This window comes from Paraburkholderia lycopersici (assembly GCF_900096975.1).
In the GTDB taxonomy this organism is placed as follows: Bacteria; Pseudomonadota; Gammaproteobacteria; order Burkholderiales; family Burkholderiaceae; genus Paraburkholderia; species Paraburkholderia lycopersici.
The window spans coordinates 45,615-68,785 of the sequence record NZ_FMYQ01000005.1 but is presented as its reverse complement, the minus strand read 5'-3'; the positions used below and the strand labels follow the sequence as shown (position 1 = coordinate 68,785).

Annotated in this window: 18 protein-coding genes; 5 read left to right on the top strand and 13 right to left on the bottom strand. The window is 67.3% G+C overall.

All coding sequences use genetic code 11. From position 1 onward, the window contains the following. Positions 1–26: 26 nt before the first annotated feature. Complete coding sequence (locus BLU17_RS07670; protein WP_091996133.1) at positions 27–1,610, bottom strand: UbiD family decarboxylase; 1,584 nt, start codon at positions 1,608–1,610, stop codon at positions 27–29. A gap of 635 nt (positions 1,611–2,245) precedes the next feature. On the opposite strand from BLU17_RS07670, the gene BLU17_RS07660 reads away from it, so the two are divergent. Next, positions 2,246–3,481 (top strand): transglycosylase SLT domain-containing protein, encoded by a 1,236-nt coding sequence (locus BLU17_RS07660; RefSeq protein WP_091996131.1) that lies wholly within the window; start codon positions 2,246–2,248, stop codon positions 3,479–3,481. 92 nt (positions 3,482–3,573) lie between these two features. On the opposite strand, the gene BLU17_RS07655 is transcribed toward BLU17_RS07660, so the two are convergent. From BLU17_RS07655 to BLU17_RS07615, 9 genes are all read right to left on the bottom strand, one after another. Then, a complete protein-coding gene (locus BLU17_RS07655) occupies positions 3,574–4,767 on the bottom strand; it encodes a pyridoxal phosphate-dependent aminotransferase (protein WP_091996130.1) in 1,194 nt (397 codons plus the stop codon). Between the two features lie 97 nt (positions 4,768–4,864). After that, complete coding sequence (gene nusB, locus BLU17_RS07650) at positions 4,865–5,299, bottom strand: transcription antitermination factor NusB (protein ID WP_091996129.1); 435 nt, start codon at positions 5,297–5,299, stop codon at positions 4,865–4,867. Beyond that, complete coding sequence (gene ribH, locus BLU17_RS07645) at positions 5,296–5,811, bottom strand: 6,7-dimethyl-8-ribityllumazine synthase (RefSeq protein WP_091996128.1); 516 nt, start codon at positions 5,809–5,811, stop codon at positions 5,296–5,298. The genes nusB and ribH overlap by 4 nt, the downstream gene beginning before the upstream one ends. 57 nt (positions 5,812–5,868) lie before the next feature. Then, positions 5,869–7,044, bottom strand: coding sequence for a bifunctional 3,4-dihydroxy-2-butanone-4-phosphate synthase/GTP cyclohydrolase II (gene ribBA / locus BLU17_RS07640; protein WP_091996127.1), 1,176 nt, complete (start codon positions 7,042–7,044; stop codon positions 5,869–5,871). Between the two features lie 291 nt (positions 7,045–7,335). Further along, positions 7,336–9,165 carry an ABC transporter ATP-binding protein gene (locus BLU17_RS07635; protein ID WP_091996126.1) on the bottom strand — a complete coding sequence of 610 codons (1,830 nt, stop codon included), beginning with the start codon at positions 9,163–9,165 and terminating at the stop codon, positions 7,336–7,338. A 414-nt stretch (positions 9,166–9,579) separates the two neighbouring features. Further along, complete coding sequence (locus BLU17_RS07630) at positions 9,580–10,218, bottom strand: riboflavin synthase (RefSeq protein ID WP_091996125.1); 639 nt, start codon at positions 10,216–10,218, stop codon at positions 9,580–9,582. Between the two features lie 35 nt (positions 10,219–10,253). Then, entirely contained in the window at positions 10,254–11,372 is a 1,119-nt protein-coding gene (ribD, locus tag BLU17_RS07625) for a bifunctional diaminohydroxyphosphoribosylaminopyrimidine deaminase/5-amino-6-(5-phosphoribosylamino)uracil reductase RibD (RefSeq protein WP_091996124.1), read from the bottom strand. 79 nt (positions 11,373–11,451) lie between these two features. Then, on the bottom strand, positions 11,452–12,777 hold the full coding sequence (gene hemL, locus BLU17_RS07620; RefSeq protein WP_091996123.1) for a glutamate-1-semialdehyde 2,1-aminomutase: 1,326 nt from the start codon (positions 12,775–12,777) through the stop codon (positions 11,452–11,454). Positions 12,778–13,025: 248 nt separating this feature from the next. Beyond that, the gene (locus tag BLU17_RS07615; RefSeq protein ID WP_245746762.1) at positions 13,026–13,661 is read right to left on the bottom strand and encodes a hypothetical protein; all 636 of its coding nucleotides are present in this window, start codon (positions 13,659–13,661) and stop codon (positions 13,026–13,028) included. Between the two features lie 285 nt (positions 13,662–13,946). Between BLU17_RS07615 and BLU17_RS07610 the strand changes: the two genes are divergently transcribed. After that, a complete protein-coding gene (locus tag BLU17_RS07610; RefSeq protein WP_091996122.1) occupies positions 13,947–15,179 on the top strand; it encodes a Bcr/CflA family multidrug efflux MFS transporter in 1,233 nt (410 codons plus the stop codon). 69 nt (positions 15,180–15,248) lie between these two features. On the opposite strand, the gene BLU17_RS07605 is transcribed toward BLU17_RS07610, so the two are convergent. From BLU17_RS07605 to zwf, 3 genes are all read right to left on the bottom strand, one after another. Beyond that, positions 15,249–17,165, bottom strand: coding sequence for a bifunctional transcriptional regulator/glucokinase (locus tag BLU17_RS07605; RefSeq protein WP_091996121.1), 1,917 nt, complete (start codon positions 17,163–17,165; stop codon positions 15,249–15,251). Further along, on the bottom strand, positions 17,146–17,847 hold the full coding sequence (gene pgl / locus BLU17_RS07600) for a 6-phosphogluconolactonase (RefSeq protein WP_091996120.1): 702 nt from the start codon (positions 17,845–17,847) through the stop codon (positions 17,146–17,148). Before pgl ends, BLU17_RS07605 begins: the two co-directional genes overlap by 20 nt. A 105-nt stretch (positions 17,848–17,952) precedes the next feature. Then, positions 17,953–19,422, bottom strand: coding sequence for a glucose-6-phosphate dehydrogenase (gene zwf / locus BLU17_RS07595; protein ID WP_091996119.1), 1,470 nt, complete (start codon positions 19,420–19,422; stop codon positions 17,953–17,955). Between the two features lie 576 nt (positions 19,423–19,998). Between zwf and BLU17_RS07590 the strand changes: the two genes are divergently transcribed. From BLU17_RS07590 to BLU17_RS07580, 3 genes are all read left to right on the top strand, one after another. Next, on the top strand, positions 19,999–21,246 hold the full coding sequence (locus BLU17_RS07590; protein ID WP_091996118.1) for an ABC transporter substrate-binding protein: 1,248 nt from the start codon (positions 19,999–20,001) through the stop codon (positions 21,244–21,246). Positions 21,247–21,371: 125 nt separating this feature from the next. After that, positions 21,372–22,313, top strand: a complete 942-nt coding sequence (locus BLU17_RS07585; RefSeq protein ID WP_091996117.1) for a carbohydrate ABC transporter permease — start codon at positions 21,372–21,374, stop codon at positions 22,311–22,313. Next, positions 22,303–23,160 (top strand): carbohydrate ABC transporter permease, encoded by an 858-nt coding sequence (locus tag BLU17_RS07580; RefSeq protein ID WP_176928962.1) that lies wholly within the window; start codon positions 22,303–22,305, stop codon positions 23,158–23,160. Before BLU17_RS07585 ends, BLU17_RS07580 begins: the two co-directional genes overlap by 11 nt. Positions 23,161–23,171: the final 11 nt, after the last annotated feature.

Genomic DNA, 23,171 nt, shown 5'->3' with positions numbered 1-23,171 from the left:
GCCGCAGGAGGCGCTGCGCCGGAGCGTTAGCCGCGGCTAAAGCCCAGCTCGTCGTACAGGCGGTCGACGCGCGTCTTCACGGCCGCGTCCATCTCGATCGCGCGGCCCCATTCGCGGTCCGTTTCTCCGGGCCACTTGTTGGTCGCGTCGAGCCCCATCTTCGAGCCGAGACCGGCCACCGGCGACGCGAAATCGAGATAGTCGATCGGCGTGTTTTCGACCAGCACCGTGTCGCGCGCCGGATCGATACGCGTGGTGATCGCCCAGATCACTTCCTTCCAGTCGCGGATGTCCACATCATCGTCGACCACCACGATGAACTTTGTATACATGAACTGGCGCAGGAAACTCCATACGCCGAACATCACGCGTTTTGCGTGCCCGGGGTAGCTCTTCTTTATCTGCACGATCGCCATGCGGTAGCTGCATCCCTCGGGCGGCAGATAGAAGTCGGTGATCTCGGGGAACTGCTTCTGCAAGAGCGGCACGAACACTTCGTTGAGCGCCACGCCGAGCACGGCCGGCTCGTCGGGTGGCTTGCCGGTGTATGTCGAATGGTAGATGGCGTCGCGCCGCATCGTGATGCGCTCGACCGTGAATACGGGAAACCATTCCTGCTCGTTGTAATAGCCCGTGTGGTCGCCGTAGGGGCCTTCGAGCGCGTGTTCGTAGGCCGCGCTCGCGCCCCTGGAAGGGCGCGGCGGCGCGCCAGTCGGCGCGGCGCCGGGCTCGCCCGTCTGCGGATAGATGAAGCCTTCGAGCACGATTTCGGCGCGCGCCGGCACCTGGAGCGTGTCGACGCCGGGCGTGAGGCATTTTGCGAGCTCGGTGCGGCCGCCTCGCAGGAGGCCCGCGAACTGGTATTCGGAGAGCGTGTCGGGTACGGGCGTGACCGCGCCGAGGATCGTCGCCGGGTCGGCGCCGAGCACGACCGCCACGGGGTACGGTTTGCCCGGGTGCTTCAACGCGAACTCACGGAAGTCGAGTGCGCCGCCGCGGTGCGCGAGCCAGCGCATGATGAGCTTGTTGCGCCCGATGAGCTGCTGGCGGTAGATGCCGAGATTCTGGCGCGTCTTGTTCGGCCCGCGTGTGACGGTCAGGCCCCACGTGACGAGCGGCCCGGCGTCGCCGGGCCAGCAGGTCTGGATGGGCAGTTTCGCGAGATCGACGTCGTTGCCTTCCCAGACGATCTCCTGACAGGGCGGCGAGCTCACGGTCTTCGGCGCCATGTCCCACACGGCCTTGACCAGCGAGAAGAGCTTGCCCGCGTCCTTCAGGCCGCGGGGCGGCTCGGGTTCCTTTAGCGTAGAGAGCAGGCGCCCCACGTCGCGCAGCGATTCGAGCGCGGCGCCGTCGCCGCCCTGGCTGTTTCGGGGTGCGTCGATGCCCATGCCGAGCGCGACGCGCCGTGGCGTGCCGAACAGATTGCCGAGCACCGGGAACGCATGGGTCGAACGGTTCTCAAAAAGGAGAGCCGGGCCGCCGGCGCGCAGGACGCGGTCGCACAGCTCGGTCATCTCCAGCACCGGGGAAACGGCTTGCGGGACGCGGCGCAATTCGCCGAGCGTCTCCAGGCGACCAACGAAGTCGCGCAGGTCTTTGTATTTCATCGGGAGCCAGTCTTGGGCAACTCGGTGGGGCAACTCGGTGGCCCGTTCGCGCGGCCAAAACCGGAGGGCGCGTGGGGCGGCGGCTGCGGGGTCCGCGACCGGCGCTGGAGGCCGGACCAAACGCGGCGTGACGATTGTCGATTTTACCTGTGTTGGCTGGCGCACGGTGGCACCCACCCCGCATAACTGGCCGCAGACGCGCTTGGCGCGCGGTTTTCGGCGGTTTAAACGGTGTTCATTATTACAATTAGTTATAGATTTGACATTCTATAGTATTGACGATCTATAAAACGCTGCTAGAATCCGTCCACACTGGTTGCAGGGTTTGAAAATTTTAGCCACCTTCCCGGTCCTTCAGACGCAACGCGTCGCCGTTTTGCCGAATCCCCTGCACGGCTTGCATACGGTCTAGATTGGTTGTCCTCGTCAGCGCGCCTTTGCGCTGGCTGTTCGCGTGAGAGCTCCCGGGCGCGCATGTCGCGTGCCTGTCCATGAGGAGTTCCACCACGGCGTACATGCCGTTTTCCCGACGCCGCTGCCGCACCAGCCAGGGCGCGCGGTGTCTTGATCCTGCGATTGGCCGTCTGCCTCGTGCCGACTCCCGCGCCGGGTCATGCCACATGGGAGATCTGTAGATGAATACCTGGTTATCGTGGTGGCGCGCCGACGAGCGTCTCGCTCCGGGCCTACGTGCGCTGCTGCGTCGTGGCACCCGCATGAGCCATCACCTGTTCAGCGTCGTCGGCGGCTGCGCCGTCGTGCTCGCGTTCGCCGTCTGGCTGCTGCCCACGTGGCGCGGCACGCTGGCCGCGCGTCTGATGCCGTTCGTTTCGGCGGCCGTGCAAGCCGGTCCGGCACGTCTGCTGCAAGGTAATCCGCTGCCTTCGTTCGCACCGGCGGGCGTGGCGACCAACGAGAACAACGCCGACAGCGCGATGCTGCCCACGGCGCTCGTGTCCGATGCCGGCAATTCAGGCAACCCCGCAGGCAACCTGGCAGGCAACCTGGCCGTTTCGCCCGCGGGTTCCCACGGCGCTATCGCGAAGGTCGCGACGTCGGTGTCGAACGGCGGCATCGCCACGCTCGACGCCGTGACGCTCAACGGCCTCGATCCGCGTGCGCTGCCGAGCGTCGGCACGCTTGCGCGCATGATTCCGCCCCAACGCATCACGCCCGACGCCCGCGACGACCGCGTGCTCGTCTCGGCGCGCGAACAGGCGCTCGTCGCCACCTATCTGGCGCGACGCTACCGCGTGGCGCAGGAGCCGGTCGGCGAACTCGTGAAGGCGGCGTTCGATACGGGCCGCGAAGTGGGGCTCGATCCGCTGCTGCTGCTCGCGGTAATGGCGATCGAATCGGGCTTCAATCCGTACGCCGAGAGCGGGGTGGGCGCGCAGGGGCTCATGCAGGTCATGTCGAAAGTTCACTCGGACAAGTTCCAGTACTTCGGCGGCAAGAGCGCGGCGCTCGATCCGCTCGCGAACATCAAGGTCGGCGCGCTGGTGCTGAAGGACTGCATCGCGCGCGGCGGTTCGCTCCCGGGCGGTCTGCGCCTCTATGTCGGCTCGAGTTCGCAGGACGACGGCGGCTACGGCGCCAAGGTGATGGCCGAGCGTGGGCGTCTGCGCGACGTGGCGCGCGGCCGCAACGTGCCGATCAACGCGCCGCAAGCGCCCGTCACCACCGCGGCCAGCACGCCTGCGCCGCAGAAGGTGGCGAGCCTCAACGGCGAGAAGCGCGTGCACGTGACGCTCGACAGCGCTCACGCGCTGGTCGAGAAGACGTCGTCTGAGAAGGGCGCGTCCGACCAGGACGACGCCAGCACGAGCGCCGCGGCTCAGAAGCACGGTTCGCCCGAATTGGGCGCCTGAGTTTTCTGGCTGAACGGCTGGACCGAACGAAAAAGAAAAGGCACCCTCGGGTGCCTTTTCTTTTTCCGCGAACGGAACGCGAGCCGCTTTGCTCAGCGTCCGAAGAACGCGTGCAGCCGGCTGACCGCTTCTTCCAGACGCTCGTAGGCCGTTGCATACGAGAGGCGCACGTATTGACGCGGGGCGGCTACGCCGAAGTCCATGCCCGGTACCATCACCGTGCCTGCGTCGTGCAGCATGGCGCGCGTGAGCGCGTCGCTGTCGCCGGCGGCGGGGTGGGCGACGTTCGAGCAGTCGGCGTAGACGTAGAAGGCGCCGTCGGGCATCACGGGCACCGTGAAGCCGAGCGATTCGAGCGCGGGCGCGATGAAGTCGCGACGGCGTTTGAATTCGAGCCGGCGCGCTTCGTAGATCTTCAGCGTGTCCGGCTCGAAGCATGCGAGCGCGGCGTGCTGCGCCAGTGCCGACGCGCAGATGAACAGGTTCTGCGCGAGCTTCTCGAACGCGCCGACGAGCGCGGGCGGGACCACGAGCCAGCCCAGCCGCCAGCCTGTCATGTTGAAGTACTTCGAGAAGCTGTTGACGGTCACCACGTCGTCGCCGAACGAAAGCGCGGAAACGGGCGGAGCGTCATACGAAAGCCCCTGGTAGATTTCGTCGACGATCGTGAAGCCTCCGCGCGCGCGCACCGCCTGCACGATGCGCTTGAGCTCGTCGGGCGCGATCGACGTGCCGGTGGGGTTCGACGGCGACGCGAGCAGCACGCCGCGCGTGCGCGGCGTCCACAGGCGCTCGACATCGGCGGCGGTCAACTGGAAGCGCGCTTGCGGGCCGCTTGGCACGAGCACGGGCTTGCCTTCCGCAGCCGCCACGAAGTGCCGGTTGCACGGATAGCTAGGGTCGGGCATGAGCACTTCGTCGTCGCGGTCGACGAGCGCCGTGCACGCAAGCAGCAGCGCTGCCGAGGCGCCCGCCGTGACGACGATGCGCGCCGGGTCGACGGCGAGGCCGTACGCGTGCCGATAGTGCGCGGCGATCGCCTCGCGCAGCGCATGTATGCCGAGCGCGCTCGTGTATTGCGTGACGCCGCGGCGCAGCGCGGCGGCCGCGGCCTCGACGACGGGCTCGGGCGCCGTGAAGTCCGGCTCGCCGATGCCCATATGGATGATGTCGCGTCCGGCGCGCTCGAGCGTCGCGGCTTCCTTCGCCAGTTCCATGACGTAGAAAGGCTGGATCTCGTCGACGCGCGCGGCTAGCCGCAGCAGCGGTTCGGCAACGGTGTTCATGCAGGTGTTTCCAGTACTGACGGATTGCGCGGTGCGGGGGCGGGCGGGGCGCTCGAGTGCGTTCGGGCGTTCCCGCCGGCCCCTGCGGCTCGCGCCATTACGACTTGCGGGCGTTTTGCGCTTCGGTGGCGCGCAGTTGCGCCGCGAGCTTGTCGAGCACGCCGTTCACGTACTTGTAGCCGTCCGAGCCGCCGAAGGTCTTCGTGAGCTCGACCGCTTCGTTGATGACGACGCGATACGGAATGTCGACGTGATGCTTGAACTCGTAGGTCGCGACGAGCAGCACCGCGCGTTCGACGGGCGAAAGCTGCTCGATCGGGCGGTCCAGACACGGCGTGATGGCGGCGGACAGCTCGTCCGACTCGCGGATCACACCGTGCAGGATCGCTTCCAGATGCTCGTGGTCGGCCTTGTCGTAGCCCTGCGAACCGCGCAGCTGCGCGTCGATCTCGCCGGCGGGCACACCCGACAGCAGCCACTGATACAACCCCTGCGTGGCCAGTTCGCGGGAGCGGCGGCGCGCGCTCTTCATTGCTGTTCCTCTTCGTCTTCCTCGTCTTCCTCGTCGTCGTCGCCGCCGTCGAGCTGCTCCAGCGCGACCGTCAGGTTCGCCATTTCGACGGCGACGCGCGCCGCGTCACGGCCCTTCTCGGTCATGCGCGCGACGGCCTGCTCGTCGTTCTCGGTGGTGAGCACGGCGTTTGCGATGGGCACGTTGAAGTCGAGCGAGACGCGCGAGATACCGGCGCCGCTTTCATTCGAGACGAGCTCGAAGTGATACGTTTCGCCGCGCACGACCGCGCCGAGCGCGATCATGGCGTCGAACTGGCCGCTTTCAGCGAGCTTTTGCAGCGCGAGCGGGATTTCGAGCGCGCCCGGCACGGTGACGAGCAGCACGTCTTCGCCCGTCACGCCGAGGCGTTCGAGTTCTTCGATGCAGGCGTCGGCGAGGCCGTTGCAGACGGGTTCGTTAAAGCGCGACTGGACGATGCCGATGCGCAGTCCGTCGCCGTCGAGGTTCGGTTGATATTGTCCGATTTCCATGTGGTGTCCGTAGGTTCGGTTGAGCGTGGTGACGCGTGAAAGGAGCGCGATGCGACTTCAGGCGCGCGACGAAGTGTCGGCCGCGCGTTCGACTGCTTCCGGCGCGCAAGGCGCTTGCGCCTCGCTGCCCGGCATCGGCACGAAGCCCGTGACTTCGAGGCCGTAGCCCGACATGCTGCCGAGCCGCCGCGGCTTCGAGAGCACCTGCATGCGGCCCACGCCGAGTTCGCGCAGGATCTGGGCGCCGATGCCGTAGGTCTTGAAGTCCACGGGCCGGCGTGAGAGCGCCTCCGCGCGCTCTTTCTGGTCGAACGCCTTGAAGACGTCGATCAGGTGTTCCTTGGTGTCGCCGCAGTTGAGCATGACGATCACGCCCACGTCGCGCGCGGCGATTTCGCGCATGGCGGCGTCGAGCGTCCACGAGTGCGTGGACGCGCCCGTTTCGAGCAGGTCCAGTACAGAAAGCGGTTCGTGCACGCGCACGGGCGTGTCTTCGCCGGGCCTCGGCGTGCCGCGCACGAGTGCGATGTGCGGCGTGCGCGTGGGATGGTCGACGTACATGATCGCGCGGAACTGGCCATGCGCGGTTTGCATGGTGCGTTCGGCCACGCGCTCGACGATCGATTCGGTGCGGCTGCGGTAGTGGATCAGGTCGGCGATCGTGCCCACCTTGAGGCCGTGCTCCTGCGCGAACTCCATCAGATCGGGCAGGCGCGCCATCGTGCCGTCGTCCTTGATGACCTCGCAGATCACCGCGGCCGGCGTGAGGCCCGCAAGCGCCGTGAAGTCGCAGCCGGCCTCGGTGTGGCCCGCGCGCACGAGCACGCCGCCCGGCTGCGCCATGATCGGGAACACATGACCCGGCTGTACGATGTGCTCGGCGCGCGCGTCGTGCGCGACGGCCGCCTGGATCGTGCGGGCGCGGTCGGCCGCCGAAATGCCGGTCGTGACGCCTTCCGCCGCCTCGATGCTGACCGTGAACGCCGTGCCGTACTGGGTCCCGTTGCGATAGGTCATGAGCGGCAGGTTGAGCAGCTTGCAGCGCTCCTGCGTGAGCGTGAGACAGATCAGGCCGCGGCCGTACTTCGCCATGAAGTTGATGGCCTCGGGCGTGACGAACTCCGCAGCGATGACGAGGTCGCCCTCGTTTTCCCGGTCTTCTTCGTCGACGAGGATGACCATTTTGCCGGCTTTGAGGTCGGCGATGATCTCAGGGGTGGAGGCGAGCGTCATGTTGGGATTCTGGCTGGAAAGCGCACATTTTACGCCACGCGGGCGCACGCGTCGCCCAGAACGCTGTCCGGCGCAGTGCCCGCGGGTTGACCGCTGGGTCGGCCTTTGAGCCGGCAGCCCGCCGCGCCGGGGCGGCGGGGCGTGGCCGTCGATGCCGGCCGAGCGGCCGGCCTGCTCGCGGAAATCCCGCCGCACGCGCATGCCGCGCCCGCCTGAACGGTCTCGCGGCGCGAGCGTGCGCGGCCTCGGGCGGGCGAAGGACGAGACCAGGGGTAGGAGCGAAGGGGGGCGTCAACGGAAGATGACGTCGTCGGCGAGGCCCTTCGTCAGCTCCAGCGCCTGGCGCTCGAACAGGCGCCGGTACAGGCCGTTTTCGCGGCGCACGAGCGCGTCGTGCGTGCCTTCCTCCGCCACGCGTCCGCGCTCCAGCACGAGCAGGCGGTCGAGCGTGCGCACGGTCGAGAGCCGGTGCGCGACCACCACGGTCGTGCGCCCCTCCATCAGCCGCTCCATGGCTTGCTGGATCAGCAATTCGCTTTCGCTGTCGAGGCTCGAGGTCGCTTCGTCGAAGATCAGGATCGGCGCGTTCGCGAGAAACGCGCGGGCAATGGCCACGCGCTGGCGCTCGCCGCCCGAAAGCTTTACGCCGCGCTCGCCCACGAGCGTGTCGTAGCCGTGCGGCAGCGCCATGATGAAGTCGTGGGCGCTCGCGAGCTTCGCCGCGCGTTCGATCTCGGCGCGCGTCGCGCCAGGCCGGGCGTAAGCGATGTTTTCGGCGAGCGAACGGTGGAACAGCACGGGCTCTTGCTGCACGATCGCGATCTGCGAGCGCAGCGACGCCTGCTGCACGCGCGCGATGTCCTGGCCGTCGATCGTGATGCGGCCGCCCGACACGTCGTAGAGGCGCTGGATCAGCTTGATGAGCGTGGTCTTGCCGGAGCCGGAATGGCCGACCAGCCCCACGCGCTCGCCCGGTGCGATGCGCAGCGAGAGGTTCTCGTACAGCGGTCTTTCGTGCGCGCCATAGCGGAACGTCATGTTCTCGAACCGGATGTCGCCCTGGTCGATCACGATGGGCGGCGCGCCAGGCGGGTCTTCGATGCCGAGCGGTTCGGCGTCGAGCGTCACGAGCTCTTCCATGTCGTTGACCGAGCGCTGCAGGTTGCGCACGTGCATGCCCACGTCGCGCAAATAGCCTTTGAGCAGGAAGAACAGCGTGAGCGCGAACGTGATGTCGCCGACGCTCGCAAGCCCGCGCGACCACAAGAGCAGCGCGGCGCCGAGTATGGCCGCCTGCATGCCCACGAGCAACGCGCCCTGTACGCCGCCGTTGAGCGTGCCGCGCCGCCAGGTGCGCCGCGTGCGCTCGCTCCACTTCGTCACGACGCGCGCGAGCCGCGCCTCTTCGCGCGTTTCCGCGCCGAAGGCCTTGACGACGGCGTTGCACGAAATGGCGTCGGCGAGCGCGCCGCCCATCTTCGTGTCCCACCGGTTCGCGAGCCGGGCCGAGGGCGCGACGTAGAAGAGCGAGAGCGAAACCGTGATCGCCAGATAGATGGCCGAGCCGAGGCCGACCACGAGGCCCATCACGTGCCATTGCACCGCGAGCAGAACCGTCGAGCCGACCAGCATGACGAGCGACGGAAAGAGGGCGACGAGCAGCGTGTCGTTGAGCAGGTCGAGCGCCCACATGCCGCGCGTGACCTTGCGCACGGTGGAGCCCGCGAAGCTGTTCGCGTGCCAGTCGGTCGAGAAACGCTGCACGCGGTGGAACGCGTGCGTGGCGATCTCGCTCATCATCCTGAGTGTGAGCACGATGATGTTGCGGTAGGCGGCCTGGCGCATGACCGTGCCGCCGAGCCCGAGCGCCGTGAGCGTCCAGAACGCGACGACGGCCGCATGCCAGGGGGCGGCGCTGCTGGCCGCGGCGTCGTGGGTAAGGGCGTCGACGAGCTCGCCTGCGTAGTGCGGCGTGAGCACGTCGGCGAGCGCGCCGAGGAGCGACGCGAGCGCCACGGCGCCGACGCGCACCGGCTGGCGCGACCAGTGCCGGAATGCGAAGCCGAGGACCTTGCGGAACGTTTGTCCGCCCGAATCGGGTTGGTTGTTTGGCTCTGTCATGGGCAGCGTGCTCCGGACGCGATGCCCGAAGACTCTCCTGAATGAAGCATCAAGCAAGCATCAGCGTTAGGCGGAAAACGGGCCGCGCACGCCCTGGCCTGCGTCGCCGGGCGGCTCGATCCTGAAATCGCGGAATTGCAGAATGGCGGCGCGGCGGTTCGACGACATGCCGCGCGCGGCGTGCGCTATGGCTGCGCTGGAAGCGGGAAGGTCGCGCCACGAGACGCAACAGGCAGCATCACCGGGACCATCGGCATGGCGGCGTTCGTTTCAGGCGTTGCCAACTCTGCCTCCTTGCTCGAATCGGGTGAGGGGAACGCGGCGCGCCGTGTGGCGAGCGCGTAAGGAAAGCATGAATTCTATCAGCGCCCCGGCGGACGTGCTTGCGTTCGCCGGGGCGCGCCGCGGGCCGGCTCAGCGGCTTTCGGCTGTCACGGCGGCTTTGTCGGCGGACAGCATCCGCTCCACATACCGCGCGATCAGATCGATTTCCAGGTTCACCTGGCTTCCCGCCGCAAGATGCTTGAGCGTGGTCACTTCCACGGTATGCGGAATCAGGTTGATCGAGAATTCGCAGCCGTCCGCGCGATCGTCGACCGAATTGACGGTGAGGCTCACGCCGTTGACGGTGATCGAACCCTTGTAGGCGAGATAGCGGCCGATCGCGGCCGGAGCGAGAATGCGCAGTTCGTGCGACTCGCCCACGGGCGCGAAACGGGTGACCGTGCCGAGACCGTCCACGTGGCCGGAGACGATGTGGCCGCCCAGGCGGTCGTTCGCGCGCAGCGCCTTTTCGAGGTTCACTTCGCCCGTCGCCGACAGACCCACGGTGCGGTTCAGGCTTTCGCGCGAGACGTCGACGTCGAAGCTCGTCGCCGACTTTTCGATGACGGTCATGCACGCGCCCTGGATCGCGATGCTGTCGCCGAGCTGCACGTCGTCGAGGCCGAGGCCGCCCGCGTCGACGCTGAGACGCACGCCGGCGCCGGCGTCGCTGCCGAGCGGGCGGATCGATTCGATGCGGCCTACCGCCGCGACGATTCCGGTAAACATCGTGCTGTTCCTTGTGTTCAGTGCATCAATGAGGGTCAGGCGTCTTGCGCCGTGACGACGCGCGCGAGAATGCGCAGGTCGTTGCCGAGACGATCGACGGAATGGAAAGCGAGGCGCGTGCGCCCCTCGAGCGTCGCGGGCGCGGCGATGTCGATCATGCCGAGCGAGCTGGTGCCGAGGAGCGACGGCGCCACGTAGACGAGGAGTTCGTCCACGCAGCCTTCGCGCAGGAGCGAGCCGTTGAGCTTATAGCCGGCTTCCACGTGCAGCTCGTTCACGCCGCGCTCGGCGAGTTCGCCGAGCATGGCCGGCAGGTCGACCTTGCCGTGCTCGTTGCCGAGCGCGACGAGCTCGGCGCCGCGCGCGCGCAGTGCTTCGGCGCGTTCGGCGTTGCTCTCGTCGAGCGCGGCGCAGAACACCAGCGTCGGCGCGCCCACGAAAATTTGCGCGAGCGGCGAGGCGTCGAGGCGGCTGTCGATCAGTACGCGTTTGGGCTGGCGCGGCGTGTTGACGGCGCGCACGGTCATGCGCGGATCGTCTTCCTTCACCGTGCCGATGCCCGTGAGGATGGCCGAAGCGCGCGCGCGCCAGGCGTGGCCGTCGGCGCGCGCGGCTTCGCCCGTGATCCACTGGCTCTCGCCCGAGGGCAGACCCGTGCGGCCGTCGAGCGACGCCGCCACCTTCATGCGCACCCATGGCCGCTTGCGGGTCATGCGCGAAACGAAGCCGATGTTCAGTTCGCGCGCTTCGCTGGCGAGCAGGCCGCAACGCACGTCGATGCCCGCGTCGCGCAAAATCGCCAGCCCGCGCCCGGAAACGAGCGGATTCGGGTCCTCCATGGCGGCGATCACGCGCGCGACCTTCGCCTCGATCAACGCATTCGCGCACGGCGGCGTGCGGCCGAAGTGACTGCACGGCTCGAGCGTGACATAGGCGGTTGCGCCGCGCAGTTCGTGGCCGCGTGTGCGGGCGTCTTTCATCGCCTGGATTTCGGCGTGATCCTGGCCGGCCGGTTGCGTGTAGCCCTCGCCGATCACCACCCCGTCCCTCACCAGCACGCAGCCGACGCGCGGGTTCGGGTCGGTCGTGTAAAGGCCGCGCTGCGCGAGGGCGAGCGCGCGCTCCATGTGGACGAAATCGGATTGCGAGAACATCGTCGGGCTTTCTCTCGGGCGGCGGTCAGGGGAGGGCCGGCGGGGCGCGCGCCCCGCCTTCGGGTAATGGCGTGACGCGTTACTGCGTCACGTTTTCCGCCGCCGCTTCCGCGGCGAACGCGCGGCGCGCCGCGGCGATCGTCTCGTCGAGGATCGCGTCGTCGTGTGCGCTCGACACGAAGCCCGCCTCGTAAGCCGAGGGCGCGAAGTAGACGCCCGCGTCCAGCATGCGGTGGAAAAAGCGGTTGAAGCGCGCGATGTCGCTCTTCGTGACCTCCGCGAAGCTGCCCGGCACGGTGTCCGCGAAATAGAGGCCGAACATGCCGCCCACCGAGTCCGCGACGAACGGCACGTTTTCCGCGCGTGCCGCCGCGCTCAAACCCTGGGCGAGGCGCGCGGTCTTCGCCGTGAGCTGCTCGTAGAAGCCCGGTGCCTGAATGAGCTGAAGCGTCTTCAGGCCCGCCGCGACGGCGATCGGGTTTCCCGAGAGCGTGCCCGCCTGGTACACCGATCCGTTGGGCGCCAGATGATCCATGATCTCGCGGCGGCCGCCGAACGCCGCCGCCGGCATGCCGCCGCCGATCACCTTGCCGAGACACACCATGTCCGCCTCGACGCCGTAGAGCGCCTGCGCGCCGCGCAGGCCGACGCGGAAGCCGCACATCACCTCGTCGAAGATCAGCACGCTGCCGTGCTTTGCCGTGAGACTGCGCAAGGCGCCGATGAACTCGGGCGTGGCCTTCACGAGATTCATGTTGCCCGCGACCGGCTCGACGATCACGGCCGCGATCTCGTCGCCGAATGCCTTGAAGGCTTCTTCGAGCGCCGCGACGTTGTTGTACTCGAGCACCGTGGTGTGCTTCGCGATATCGACGGGCACGCCCGCCGAAGTCGGGTTGCCGAACGTGAGCAGGCCCGAGCCGGCTTTCACGAGCAGGCTGTCGGCGTGGCCGTGATAGCAGCCCTCGAACTTCACGATGCGGTCGCGCTTCGTGTAGCCGCGCGCGAGACGCAGCGCGCTCATGGTCGCCTCGGTGCCGCTCGACACCATGCGCACCTGCTCCATCGACGGCACGATCTTGCAGATTTCCTCGGCGATCTCGATCTCGGCCTCGGTCGGCGCGCCGAACGAGAAGCCGTGGGCGAGCACGCGCTGCACGGCTTCGAGCACTTCCGGATGGACGTGGCCGACGATCATCGGGCCCCACGAGCCGATGTAGTCGATGTAGCGCTTGCCTTCTGCGTCCCAGAAGTACGGGCCCTGGGCGCGCGCGATGAAGCGCGGCGTGCCCCCGACCGAGCGGAACGCGCGCACGGGCGAATTCACGCCGCCCGGAATGGTGCGCTGGGCGCGTTCGAAAAGGGCTTCGTTCCGGTTTGGCGTGCTGGACTGGGTGTTGGACATGAGTGCTGGACCTGCGAAAGTGGTGTGGCTCGCGGCGCGAGGCGCTGGCGGCCGTCGCCGGAGTGCGCCCGCAGTACCTGGGGCGGACCCATGCGGCGCCGCATGAGCGCGGGCGATGGGGCTGTTCTCCCGAAATTGTACCGGAGTCACGCGGATCGGGCCGGAGCCCGGGGTGGACCGGGCGAGGCTTCGCAGGCCACCCTGGCGAGCGGCGCGGCGGCTGACATATGCGCCTTCGGCCCGGGGATTCAGCGTGTTCGCGGCCCGCGCCTGGCGGAAGGCGGTGCGGGATGCGGCGCCGTGCCGCGCGACGTGCCTTGCGAGGCGGCCCGCTTGCGGGCGGGGCGCGCCGCGCCCGGCGTTTGACCGGGCGCCGGTGCGGCCGCCGGCGCCGTTTGCGCATCGTGCAGCGCCTGCATGGCCGCGAGCACCGGCGCGGGCATCGGCCGCCGTCCGGTCAGTTCCGCCCAGCGTTTTTCCAGTGCGCCTTCGGCAACGGGCTTGATGACGGTGCCCGAGCTCTGCGCGTCCCAGGTCTGGACCGAAAACGGGTGGATTCGCAAGTCGTCGCGAGCGATGACCACGTCTTCGCCCGCATCGACGAGCCAGTCGTAGACGAAGTCGATGCACAGCCGGTAGCCGCGCTTATAGGCGGTGTCGGGCACTTCATAGGGCGCTCGCGTGACGTAACCGGAGCCGAAGAGCCCGCGCGGCTCCGCGGCGACACGGTGCAGGAACACGCGGTCGCCCGGCAGGATGCCGCGTGCGAAACCGCAGCCCCACGTGTCGGCGACGGTTTCACCGGCGCGCACGCGGCGCGCGAAGTCGGGCAGTTCGGGCCAGGGCCACTTCTTGGGACTCCAGATCAGCAGGAAGGCGGTCATGAGGGCAGCGTACGAAACCGGACGAAAGCGGGCAGCTTAGCGTAAAGCGTCGGCGATGCCACGTGCGAGCCGTCGTCTGGCAGCCGATGGCCGTCAGGTACAATTCGGCGGCATCGTTGCCGCTTGTTTGCCGCTTGTTTGCCATTCCGGGCGCGCCATGTGCCGGCGGACCCGGGGATCGGCGGACAAAGCGGCCGACCAAGCCGCCGACAAAGCGGCCCGAAAAATCGGCCCATGACCTCGAGACCGTGCCAACCGCGCGTGCCTCGCCGCCACTCACACCCCATGTCCCATTCTCCGCGCCGCCGGCCCGATGGCCGGCTGATCCTGTTGCTGGGCGCACTCGCCGCCTGCGGTCCGCTCGCCACCGACATGTACCTGCCGAGCCTGCCGGCCATCGCCCAGTCGTTCGGCGTGAGCGCCGCCGCCGCTGCCTCGACGCTCACGAGCTTCATGGCCGGCTTCTCGATCGGCATGCTGCTCTACGGTCCCGTATCCGACGCCTACGGCCGCCGGCCCGTGCTGCTCGGCGGCATCGCGCTCTTCGCGGTGGCCAGCGTCGCGTGCTGGTTTTCGTTCTCGGTGGGCGAGCTCGTGATCGTGCGTTTCCTGCAGGCGCTCGGCGCCGGCGCGGCCTCGGTGCTCGCGCGGGCGATCGCGCGCGACGCCCACGAGCCGTCCGACGCTGCCAAAGTGCTCTCGATGGTCGCCATCGTCACGTCGATCGGGCCGCTGCTCGCGCCGCTGATCGGCGGGCAGTTGCTGCTGATCGGCGGCTGGCGTGTGGTGTTCGTCGCGCTCACGCTGTTCGGCCTCGCGTGCGCCGCGGCCGCTTACCTGCGCGTGCCCGAGACCTGGCCGCCCGAAAAGCGCGAAAGCGCGGCCGTGCTGCGCTCGTTCGCGGCTTATGGGCGATTGCTGCGCGACCCGCTCGTATGGGGGCACATGCTCTGCGGCGGCATGGCGTTCGCGGCGATGTTCACCTATATCTCGGCCACGCCGTTCGTCTATATCGAGTATTTCCACGTTTCGCCGCAGCACTACGGGCTGTTCTTCGGCGCGAACGTGTTCGGCATCATGCTCGGCAACTTCCTCAATACGCGCTTCATCGGGCGTTTCGGCACGTTGCGGATGGTGTCGATCGCGTCGTGCGTGAGCGTCGCCGCGTCGCTATTCGTTGCGCTCATGTGCGTCACGGGCTGGGGCGGCTTGTGGTCGATCGTGTTCGGCCTCTTCTTCGTGGTGAGCGTGGTGGGCCTGCTCGGCGCCAACTGCGCGACCGATCTCATGTACCGCTATCCGAAAAACGCGGGCGCGGCGGCAGCCGTGTTCGGCGCGACGCAGCTTGGCCTCGGCGCGCTTGCGAGCGCCGCTGTCGGCTGGTTCCCGGGCGTCTCGCCGTTGGGCATGGGCGTGACGATCGGCGTATGCGGGGTGCTCACTTGGGTTGGGCGCGCGCTCGTCGTGAAGTGGCACGGCACGCCCGCGCCGGGTGCCACGCAAACGGCTGCGCCGTGAGCGAAACGTAGCGCGCAAAAGAAACGGGACGCCGAGGCGTCCCGTTTTTTCGCCGCCGGCAGGCGCGCCTCAGTCGCGTGCCGTCGACGAAGCGCCGTGGCTCAGCCAGTCGAGCACGGCCGATGCGTCGTCGTCGGCGTGTTCGCGCGCGCGCGCCACGGCGTCGTGCAGGTCGGCGTCGGGCGACGCGCGGCGGATCGCGACGCCCACCGCGAGGATGTCGATCATCAGCAGATGCAGGATGCGCGAGATCATCGAGAGCTGCGACTCGCGCATCTCGATGTGATCGGTTTCGAGCGCCACGGTCGCGCGTTTCGCGAGCGGCGTGTTGCTCGACGTGATCGCGATCACCTGCGCGCCGGCCTGCATCGCGACGTCGAGCACGCGCAGCAGTTCGGGCGCGCGGCCCGACTTCGAGACGGCCACGATCACGTCGCCCTTGCCGAGCAGCGCGGCCGAGGCGGCCTGCATGTACAGGTCGCCGTAGGCGATGGTCGGGATGCCGAAGCGGAAGAACTTGTAGTGCGCGTCCTGCGCGACGATGTGCGAGTTGCCGAGCCCGTAGAACTCGATGCGGCGCGCGCCGTTGAGCAGCGTGATGGCCTGCTCGACGTGTTCGAAGTTCAGGTGATCGCGCAACTGCAGGATCGCGGAAACCGTGTTGTCGAGCACCTTCGCGCCGAAGTCGGTGGCGGTGTCGCCGAGATGCACCTGGCTGTGGCTGACCGGAATCGTGCCCGTGAGACCCGTGGCGAGCTTGAGCTTGAAGTCGGAGAGGCCCTGGCAGCCGAGCGAGCGGCAAAAGCGGATCACCGTGGGCTGGCTCACGTCGGCCTTGCGCGCGATGTCGACGATCGGGTCGTTGATGATCGAGCGCGGGTGATTGAGCGCGAGGTCGGCCACGCGGCGCTCGGCCGGCGTGAGCGCGTCGCGCATCTGGCGGATGCGCTCGAACACGGCCGACGAGCCGCCGCCCGCGCGGTTCGACAACTGCTCCGCGAGGATCGCCGAAACGCCGAGGAACGCCGGATATTCGGCCGTGATGACGTAGGTCGGGACGTTCGCGAGATAGGCGTCGAAGCGGCCCTTGGCCTCGAAGCGCTGGCGGAACGACGAGCGCGTGAACAGGTCGCCGAGGCGCGGCACCACGCCGCCGCCGATGTAGATGCCGCCGAGCGAGCCGAGCGTCATCGCGATGTTGCCCGCGAAGCTGCCGAGAATGCCGCAGAAGCATTCGACGGTTTCGAGCGCGAGCGGCTCGCCTTCGTGCGCGCGTTTCACGACTTCGGCCGTGCCGAGGTTGGCTGGCAGCTTTTTTTTGTCGCGTGCGGCGAGCGCGCGATAGATGAGCTCGAGGCCGGGCCCCGCGCACACGCGCTCGAACGAGACGTGCGGCCAGTTCTTGCGCGCGAACTGCAGCACGAGGTCTTCGCGCTCGTCCTGCGGCGAAAAGCTCGCGTGGCCGCCTTCGCTGCCGAGCGCGATCCAGCGGTCGTCGGCGGGGATGAGGCCAGAGACGCCGAGGCCCGTGCCCGGCCCGAGCAGGCCGATCACGCTGTTCTGGCGGCGCTGGCCGCCGCCCACCTGGGTGCGCTGCGAATCCGTGAGGCCCGGCAGCGCCATGGCGAGCGCGGTGAAGTCGTTCACGACGAGCAGCGTGTCGAAGCCGAGCGCGCGGCGCGTGGCTTCGATCGAGAAGGTCCAGTCGTGATTGGTCATGCGCACCTGGTCGCCGTCGACCGGATTCGCAATCGCGATCGCCGCGTGGTTCACGCGGCCGATCTTCGTGTCCTTCAGATACTGCTGGATCACCTCCGCCACGCCCGGATACTGCGCGCACGGATACACGCGCACCTGGCCGATGTCGCCGTGCGCCGTTTCGAGCGCGAAGCGCGCATTGGTCCCGCCGATGTCGGCGAGCAGCCTCGGTCCGTCGGCGTGCTGGCCCGCGCCAGGGGCGTTTTTATTAGGCGCACCAGTAGACATCGAGTCTTACTCCCTTGTCGTTCGCCAGCTTCGAGATGGCATTGTTTTGTTCGGCCGCGGCGGCCTGTTGCAGCACTTCGAGCTTGCGCTCGCCGGCGATCAGCAGGAACAGTCGATCGACCTGGCGCAGCGCCTGCATCGACCACGAGACGCGCGCGTGCGGCGCGGCCTGCGGATGCACGGCCACGAACGGGCGGGCCGTCGTGAGGGCCTCGTGCCATTCGGGGGCGTCGGCGAAGATCGAGGCGGTGTGGCCGTCCTCGCCCATGCCGAGCACCGCGACGTTCGGCAGCTTGCGGGCCGGGTCGGCGTTGAGCGCGGCGACGTGCGCGTCGAGATCCTGTGCGACGTCCACGAGCGGCAGGAAGTGCGCGCCGGCCGCCTCGTGCGTGAGCAGCATCTCGCGCACGAGGCGCGCATTGCTCGCGGAATCGGTGTCCGGCACCCAGCGGTCGTCGACGAGCGTGACGTCGATGTGCGCCCAGTCGAAGCGGTGCGTCGAAAGGGCTTCGAGGAACGGTCGCGGGCTCGTGCCGCCCGAGACGGCGAGCGTCGCGCGGCGCGCCGTCGTGCCGGGTGCGGCTTGCTGAGCGGCGAGCGACGCCTGTAGCGCGTCGCCCACGGCCCGCGCCAGCGCGTCGGTCTGCACGCGCGGGTCGTCGAATACATGAAGCTCGATCACTTCTCCTCCATGCTGCTTTCTTGTAGGTGTGCGGGGTAGTTCATCTGTCCGTTCCGGCGGCGCGCCACGCCATGCGCTCGCGCGCCGCCATGCAATCCCATCAGTTCAATTCTCTTCCTCGAGCCAGCAGGTGCCGTGCTGCGCCAGCATCGCGCTCGCCGCCGCCGGTCCCCACGTGCCCGCCGCGTACGGCTTGGGCGCGCCCGGCGAGGCGGCCCATTCGTTCAGGATCGGCTCGACCCACTTCCAGGCCGCTTCCTGCTCGTCGCGGCGCACGAAGAGCGCGAGCCGCCCGTTTATCACGTCGAGCAGCAGGCGCTGGTAGGCCTCCATCTGGCCTTCGCGGAAGAACCGGTCGAACGCCAGATCGAGGTAGACGCTGGCGAGGTTCATGCCTTCGCCCGGCTGCTTGGCGAGGCAGTAAAGGCGGATCGTTTCGTTCGGCTGGAGCCGGATGACCAGACGGTTGGCACCCGGGCGCAGCGCCGGCGCGCCGAGCGCCGAATGCGGCACGGGGCGGAAGTTCACGACGATCTCGGCCACGCGGTCGGCAAGACGCTTGCCGGTGCGCAGGAAGAAGGGCACGCCCGCCCAGCGCCAGTTCTCGATCTCCACCTTGAGCGCGACGAAGGTTTCGGTGCGGCTGTCGGGCTTCACGCCGTGCTCGGTCGCATAGCCCGGCACCGACTGGCCGCGAATCACGCCCGCATGGTACTGCCCGCGCACCGCGACCTTGCTGATGTCGAGCGGATTGACCGGCTTGAGCGCGCGCAGCACGCGAAGCTTTTCGTCGCGCACCGAATCCGAATCCATCGAATGCGGCGGCTCCATGGCGACGATCGAGAGCAACTGCAACAGGTGATTTTGCACCATGTCGCGCAATGCGCCCGTGTTGTCATAAAAATCGCCGCGCGCCTCGACGCCCAGTTCCTCCGCAATCGTGATCTGAATGCTCTCGACCCATTCGCGGCGCCACAGCGGCTCGAAGAGCGCATTGCCGAAACGCAGCGCGAGCAGGTTCTGCACCGGCTCCTTGCCGAGGTAGTGATCGATCCGGTAGATCTGGCCTTCGGCGAAGATCTCGCCCACGGCGTCGTTGATCGCGTTCGACGACTTGAGATCGTAGCCGAGCGGCTTTTCCAGCACGATGCGCGCGTTCTCGTTCAGGCCCACGGCGGCGAGCGCGCGGCAGATCGGCACGAACAGCGACGGGCCCGTGGCCAGATAGAACACGCGGATGCCGGGCAGCGCCGCGATGCCGTCGCGCAGATGCGCGAAGTCTTCGGCGCGCGAGAGGTCGAGCTTCACATAGACGATGCGCTCGAGAAAGCTGGCCCACGCATTTTCGTCGAAGCTGCCGTTCTTCGAGACGTGTGGCTTGACGTGCTCGTCGACCCACTGGAGATAGGCCGCGCGATCGTCCTCGTGACGCGCGACGCCCACGATCTTGCCGGCCTGGGAAAGCAGGCCTGAACGGTGCGCCTCATACAGGGCCGGGAGAATCTTGCGCATCGACAGGTCGCCGGTGGCGCCGAAGAGCACGAACGTGAAACCTGAATCGGTCTGGTTTTGCATGAGTCTCCGTCACAGTCCTGGGTTGGCCGCAGCAGGGTACATCGGGCGCCTGCGGAAGTGGTCGCCCGGACGGCCGTAGTCCGATAAAATTTTTTTTGACACTGAATTGTAGTTTAACTACAATCCAAATCAAGAGGTAACGTTCATTCGATGAAAAAAGCGTCAGGCGCGGCCCGCAAGGCGGTCTTGCGCGGTTTCCCGAGTGGACGGATTGCCCCCACATGGTAATGGAGAACAATGCGCAACCCGGCCCGGCTTGACAGCGGGCGGGACGCCCGCATCGCCACATGTCGGGGCTTCAAGGCTGCGTGACGCAAGCGGCGCCTCGGCCGGCCAGGTGGCCGGTGAAAATCAAAAGAGGAGACAGTCAAGTTGCATTCCGAACCACTCATCTCTTGAGCGTCCTGCGGCCGGTAACCGGCACGCGGCCCGCGCGCATCCCGTGAAAAGCACGCGCGCGGCACTCCGGCGCCCGTCCGTCCAGTGTTTTGCCTGTTTTGCCTGTTTGACCAACCACCGCACCCTGGCGATCAGGGGCCAATCGTTTTTTGTTCAGGTGTCTGGAGGAGATAAGCAATGAAATTCCGCGCGATCATGGGCGCCCTGTGCGCCGCAGGTCTGATGGGCGGCGTCGCCACGGCGCAAGCGGCCGAGTCCCTCGAAGTGCTGCACTGGTGGACTTCGGGGGGCGAGTCGAAGGCCGTCGGCGTGCTCAAGGACGACATGCAGAAGCAGGGTTACGTGTGGAAGGACTTCGCGGTCGCCGGGGGCGCGGGCGCGGCGGCCATGACCGCACTGAAGACGCAGGTGATCTCCGGCAACGCCCCGACGGCTGCCCAGATCAAGGGCCCGCTGATCCAGGAATGGGCCGAGCAGGGCGTGCTGGTGCCGATCGACGCCGCCGCGACCGACTGGAAGGCCAATCTCCCGCCGCAGATCGACAAGATCATGCACGCGGATGGCCACTATGTCGCCGCTCCGTTCTCGGTGCACCGCGTGAACTGGGTGTGGATCAACAAGGCCGCACTCGACAAGGTGGGCGGCAAGGTGCCGACCACGTGGCCGGAGTTCTTCGCGCTGGCAGACAAGCTCAAGGCCGCGGGCATCCAGCCGGTCGCGGCCGGCGGCCAGCCCTGGCAAGACCTGACGCTGTGGGAAGACGTGGTCCTCTCGCAGGGCGCGGACTTCTACAAGAAGGCGCTCGTCGACCTCGACCAGAAGACCCTCACGTCGCAGCAGATGGTCAACGTGTTCGACACGGTTCGCAAGATCGAGTCGTACATGGATAACGGCCGCACGGGCCGCGACTGGAACCTCGCCACGGCCATGGTCATCAACGGCAAGGCCGGCATGCAGTTCATGGGCGACTGGGCCAAGGGCGAGTTCGCGAACGCGAACAAGCAGCCGGGCTCGGACTACATCTGCGCGCCGGTGCCGGGTACTTCGAAGGCCTACACTTTTAACGTCGACTCGTTCGTGTTCTTCCAGCAGAAGGGCCAAAAGGCGGCAACGCCTGGCCAGCTCGCGCTCGCGAAGACGATCATGAGCCCGGCGTTCCAGGAGCAGTTCAGCCTGTACAAGGGATCGATCCCGGTGCGTCTGGGCGTGGACATGAGCAAGTTCGACGAGTGCGGCAAGAAGTCGTACGCGGATGAGCAGGCCGCGATCAAGGCCGGCGGCTATGTGCCGTCGCTCGCGCACGGCATGGCCCAGCCGGACGCCACGGCGGGTGCGATCACCGACGTCGTGACGAAGTTCATGAACTCGAACCAGGATTCGAAGAGCGCGGTGGACGCGCTCGCGAAGGCCGCGAAGACGAAGTAAGTCAGGCAGGTTTGTGAAGTAAGACGGGGCGTGCCGCGAAACGGTGCGCCCCGGGCATGACGGTTCGCCTTCTGAACCCCATCATCGTGCGGAACCTGTTTTCGCACCGTACCAGGAGTTGCGCAGTGACTGCTTCTCTTAGCGGCAACAGCAAGGCGGCCACGCCTGCTCCGCGCCGCGCGTCGCCGATGGCGGCGCTCGCAGACCGCTGGATCCCGAAGCTGGTGCTTTCGCCCAGCATCCTGATCAGCCTCGTATTCGTCTATGGTTTCATCCTCATCACCGGTTATCTGTCGCTCTCCACCTCGCGACTGATGCCGCGCTATGAATTCGCGGGCCTCGACCGCTATCGCGAGTTGTTCTCGAACGACGTCTGGTGGACGTCGGCGCAGAATCTCGGCTGGTTCGGCATTCCGTTCATCGCGATTTGCGTGGCGCTCGGCCTGTTCCTCGCGATCCTGCTCGACCAGCAGATTCGCCAGGAAGGCGCGCTGCGCGCCGTGTTCCTCTATCCGATGGCGCTTTCGTACATCGTGACGGGCACGGCCTGGCAGTGGATCTTCAACCCCGATCTCGGCATTCAGCAGGTGATGCACAGCATCGGCTGGACGAGCTTCCAGATCGACTGGCTCAACGACCCGGACAAGGCCATTTTCTGTATCGTGGTCGCCGCCGTCTGGCAGTCCACGGGCTTTTGCATGGCGCTCTTTCTCGCGGGCCTGCGCGGCGTGGACAGCGAAATCTTCAAGGCCGCCCAGGTGGACGGCGCGACGCTGCCCACGATCTATCGCAAGATCGTGATTCCGAGCATGCGTCCAGTGTTCTTCTCCGTGCTGCTGATCCTGTGCCACATCACGATCAAGACGTTCGACCTCGTCGTCGCGCTCACCGCGGGCGGCCCGGGCACCTCGTCGTCGCTGCCGGCCATCTTCATGTACACGTTTTCGTTCAACCGCGGGCAGCTCGGTGTCGGCGCAGCTTCGTCGATGATGATGCTTGCGACGGTGGTGGCCGTGCTCGTGCCGCTCATGTATCTGGAATCGAGGAGCACGCGCAATGCAGCCTAATATGAAGGTGAGCCGCGTGTTCGTCTACGCGGCGCTGATCCTGTTCGCGTTGTACTTCCTGTTCCCGCTCTACGTGATGCTGTCGACGTCGTTCAAGTCGCTCGACCAGATTCACTCGGGCACCATGCTCACGCTGCCTTCGCACCCGACATTCGCGCCGTGGGTCAAGGCGTGGAGCGAGGCCTGCACGGGCGTGCGCTGCGACGGCATGCAGCCGTTCTTCATGAACTCCGTGAAGATGGTGATTCCGGCCGTGCTGATCTCGTCGATCATCGGCGCGTTCAACGGCTACGTGCTCACGCACTGGCGCTTTCGCGGCGCGGACGCGCTCTTCACGATGCTGCTGGTGGGCTGCTTCATTCCGTTCCAGGCCATCCTGCTGCCGATGGCGCGCCTCGAAGGCTTCTTCGGCCTCTCGAACACGATCGGCGGCCTCGTGCTCGTGCACGTCGTGTACGGCATCGCGTTCACGACGATGTTCTTCCGCAACTTCTACGTGAGCGTGCCCGCCGAACTCGTGAAGGCCGCGCGCATCGACGGCGCCGGTTTCTTCACGATCTTCACGCGCATCATGCTGCCGATCTCGCTGCCCATCTTCATGGTCTGCCTGATCTGGCAATTCACGCAGATCTGGAACGACTTCCTGTTCGGCATCGTGTTCTCGGGCGTCGATTCGATGCCGATCACGGTGGCGCTGAACAATCTCGTGAACACGTCCACGGGCGTGAAGGAATACAACGTCGACATGGCCGGCGCGATCATCGCCGCGCTGCCCACGCTGCTCGTCTACGTGATCGCCGGCCGCTACTTCGTGCGCGGCCTCACGGCGGGCGCGGTGAAGGGCTAAAACCCATTTTT

Coding starts and splice junctions, on each gene's coding strand:
- BLU17_RS07670 (WP_091996133.1), bottom strand. CDS start 1,610: ATGAAATACAAAGACCTGCGCGACTTCGTTGGTCGCCTGGAGACGCTC.
- BLU17_RS07660 (WP_091996131.1), top strand. CDS start 2,246: ATGAATACCTGGTTATCGTGGTGGCGCGCCGACGAGCGTCTCGCTCCG.
- BLU17_RS07655 (WP_091996130.1), bottom strand. CDS start 4,767: ATGAACACCGTTGCCGAACCGCTGCTGCGGCTAGCCGCGCGCGTCGAC.
- nusB (WP_091996129.1), bottom strand. CDS start 5,299: ATGAAGAGCGCGCGCCGCCGCTCCCGCGAACTGGCCACGCAGGGGTTG.
- ribH (WP_091996128.1), bottom strand. CDS start 5,811: ATGGAAATCGGACAATATCAACCGAACCTCGACGGCGACGGACTGCGC.
- ribBA (WP_091996127.1), bottom strand. CDS start 7,044: ATGACGCTCGCCTCCACCCCTGAGATCATCGCCGACCTCAAAGCCGGC.
- BLU17_RS07635 (WP_091996126.1), bottom strand. CDS start 9,165: ATGACAGAGCCAAACAACCAACCCGATTCGGGCGGACAAACGTTCCGC.
- BLU17_RS07630 (WP_091996125.1), bottom strand. CDS start 10,218: ATGTTTACCGGAATCGTCGCGGCGGTAGGCCGCATCGAATCGATCCGC.
- ribD (WP_091996124.1), bottom strand. CDS start 11,372: ATGTTCTCGCAATCCGATTTCGTCCACATGGAGCGCGCGCTCGCCCTC.
- hemL (WP_091996123.1), bottom strand. CDS start 12,777: ATGTCCAACACCCAGTCCAGCACGCCAAACCGGAACGAAGCCCTTTTC.
- BLU17_RS07615 (WP_245746762.1), bottom strand. CDS start 13,661: ATGACCGCCTTCCTGCTGATCTGGAGTCCCAAGAAGTGGCCCTGGCCC.
- BLU17_RS07610 (WP_091996122.1), top strand. CDS start 13,947: ATGTCCCATTCTCCGCGCCGCCGGCCCGATGGCCGGCTGATCCTGTTG.
- BLU17_RS07605 (WP_091996121.1), bottom strand. CDS start 17,165: ATGTCTACTGGTGCGCCTAATAAAAACGCCCCTGGCGCGGGCCAGCAC.
- zwf (WP_091996119.1), bottom strand. CDS start 19,422: ATGCAAAACCAGACCGATTCAGGTTTCACGTTCGTGCTCTTCGGCGCC.
- BLU17_RS07590 (WP_091996118.1), top strand. CDS start 19,999: ATGAAATTCCGCGCGATCATGGGCGCCCTGTGCGCCGCAGGTCTGATG.
- BLU17_RS07580 (WP_176928962.1), top strand. CDS start 22,303: ATGCAGCCTAATATGAAGGTGAGCCGCGTGTTCGTCTACGCGGCGCTG.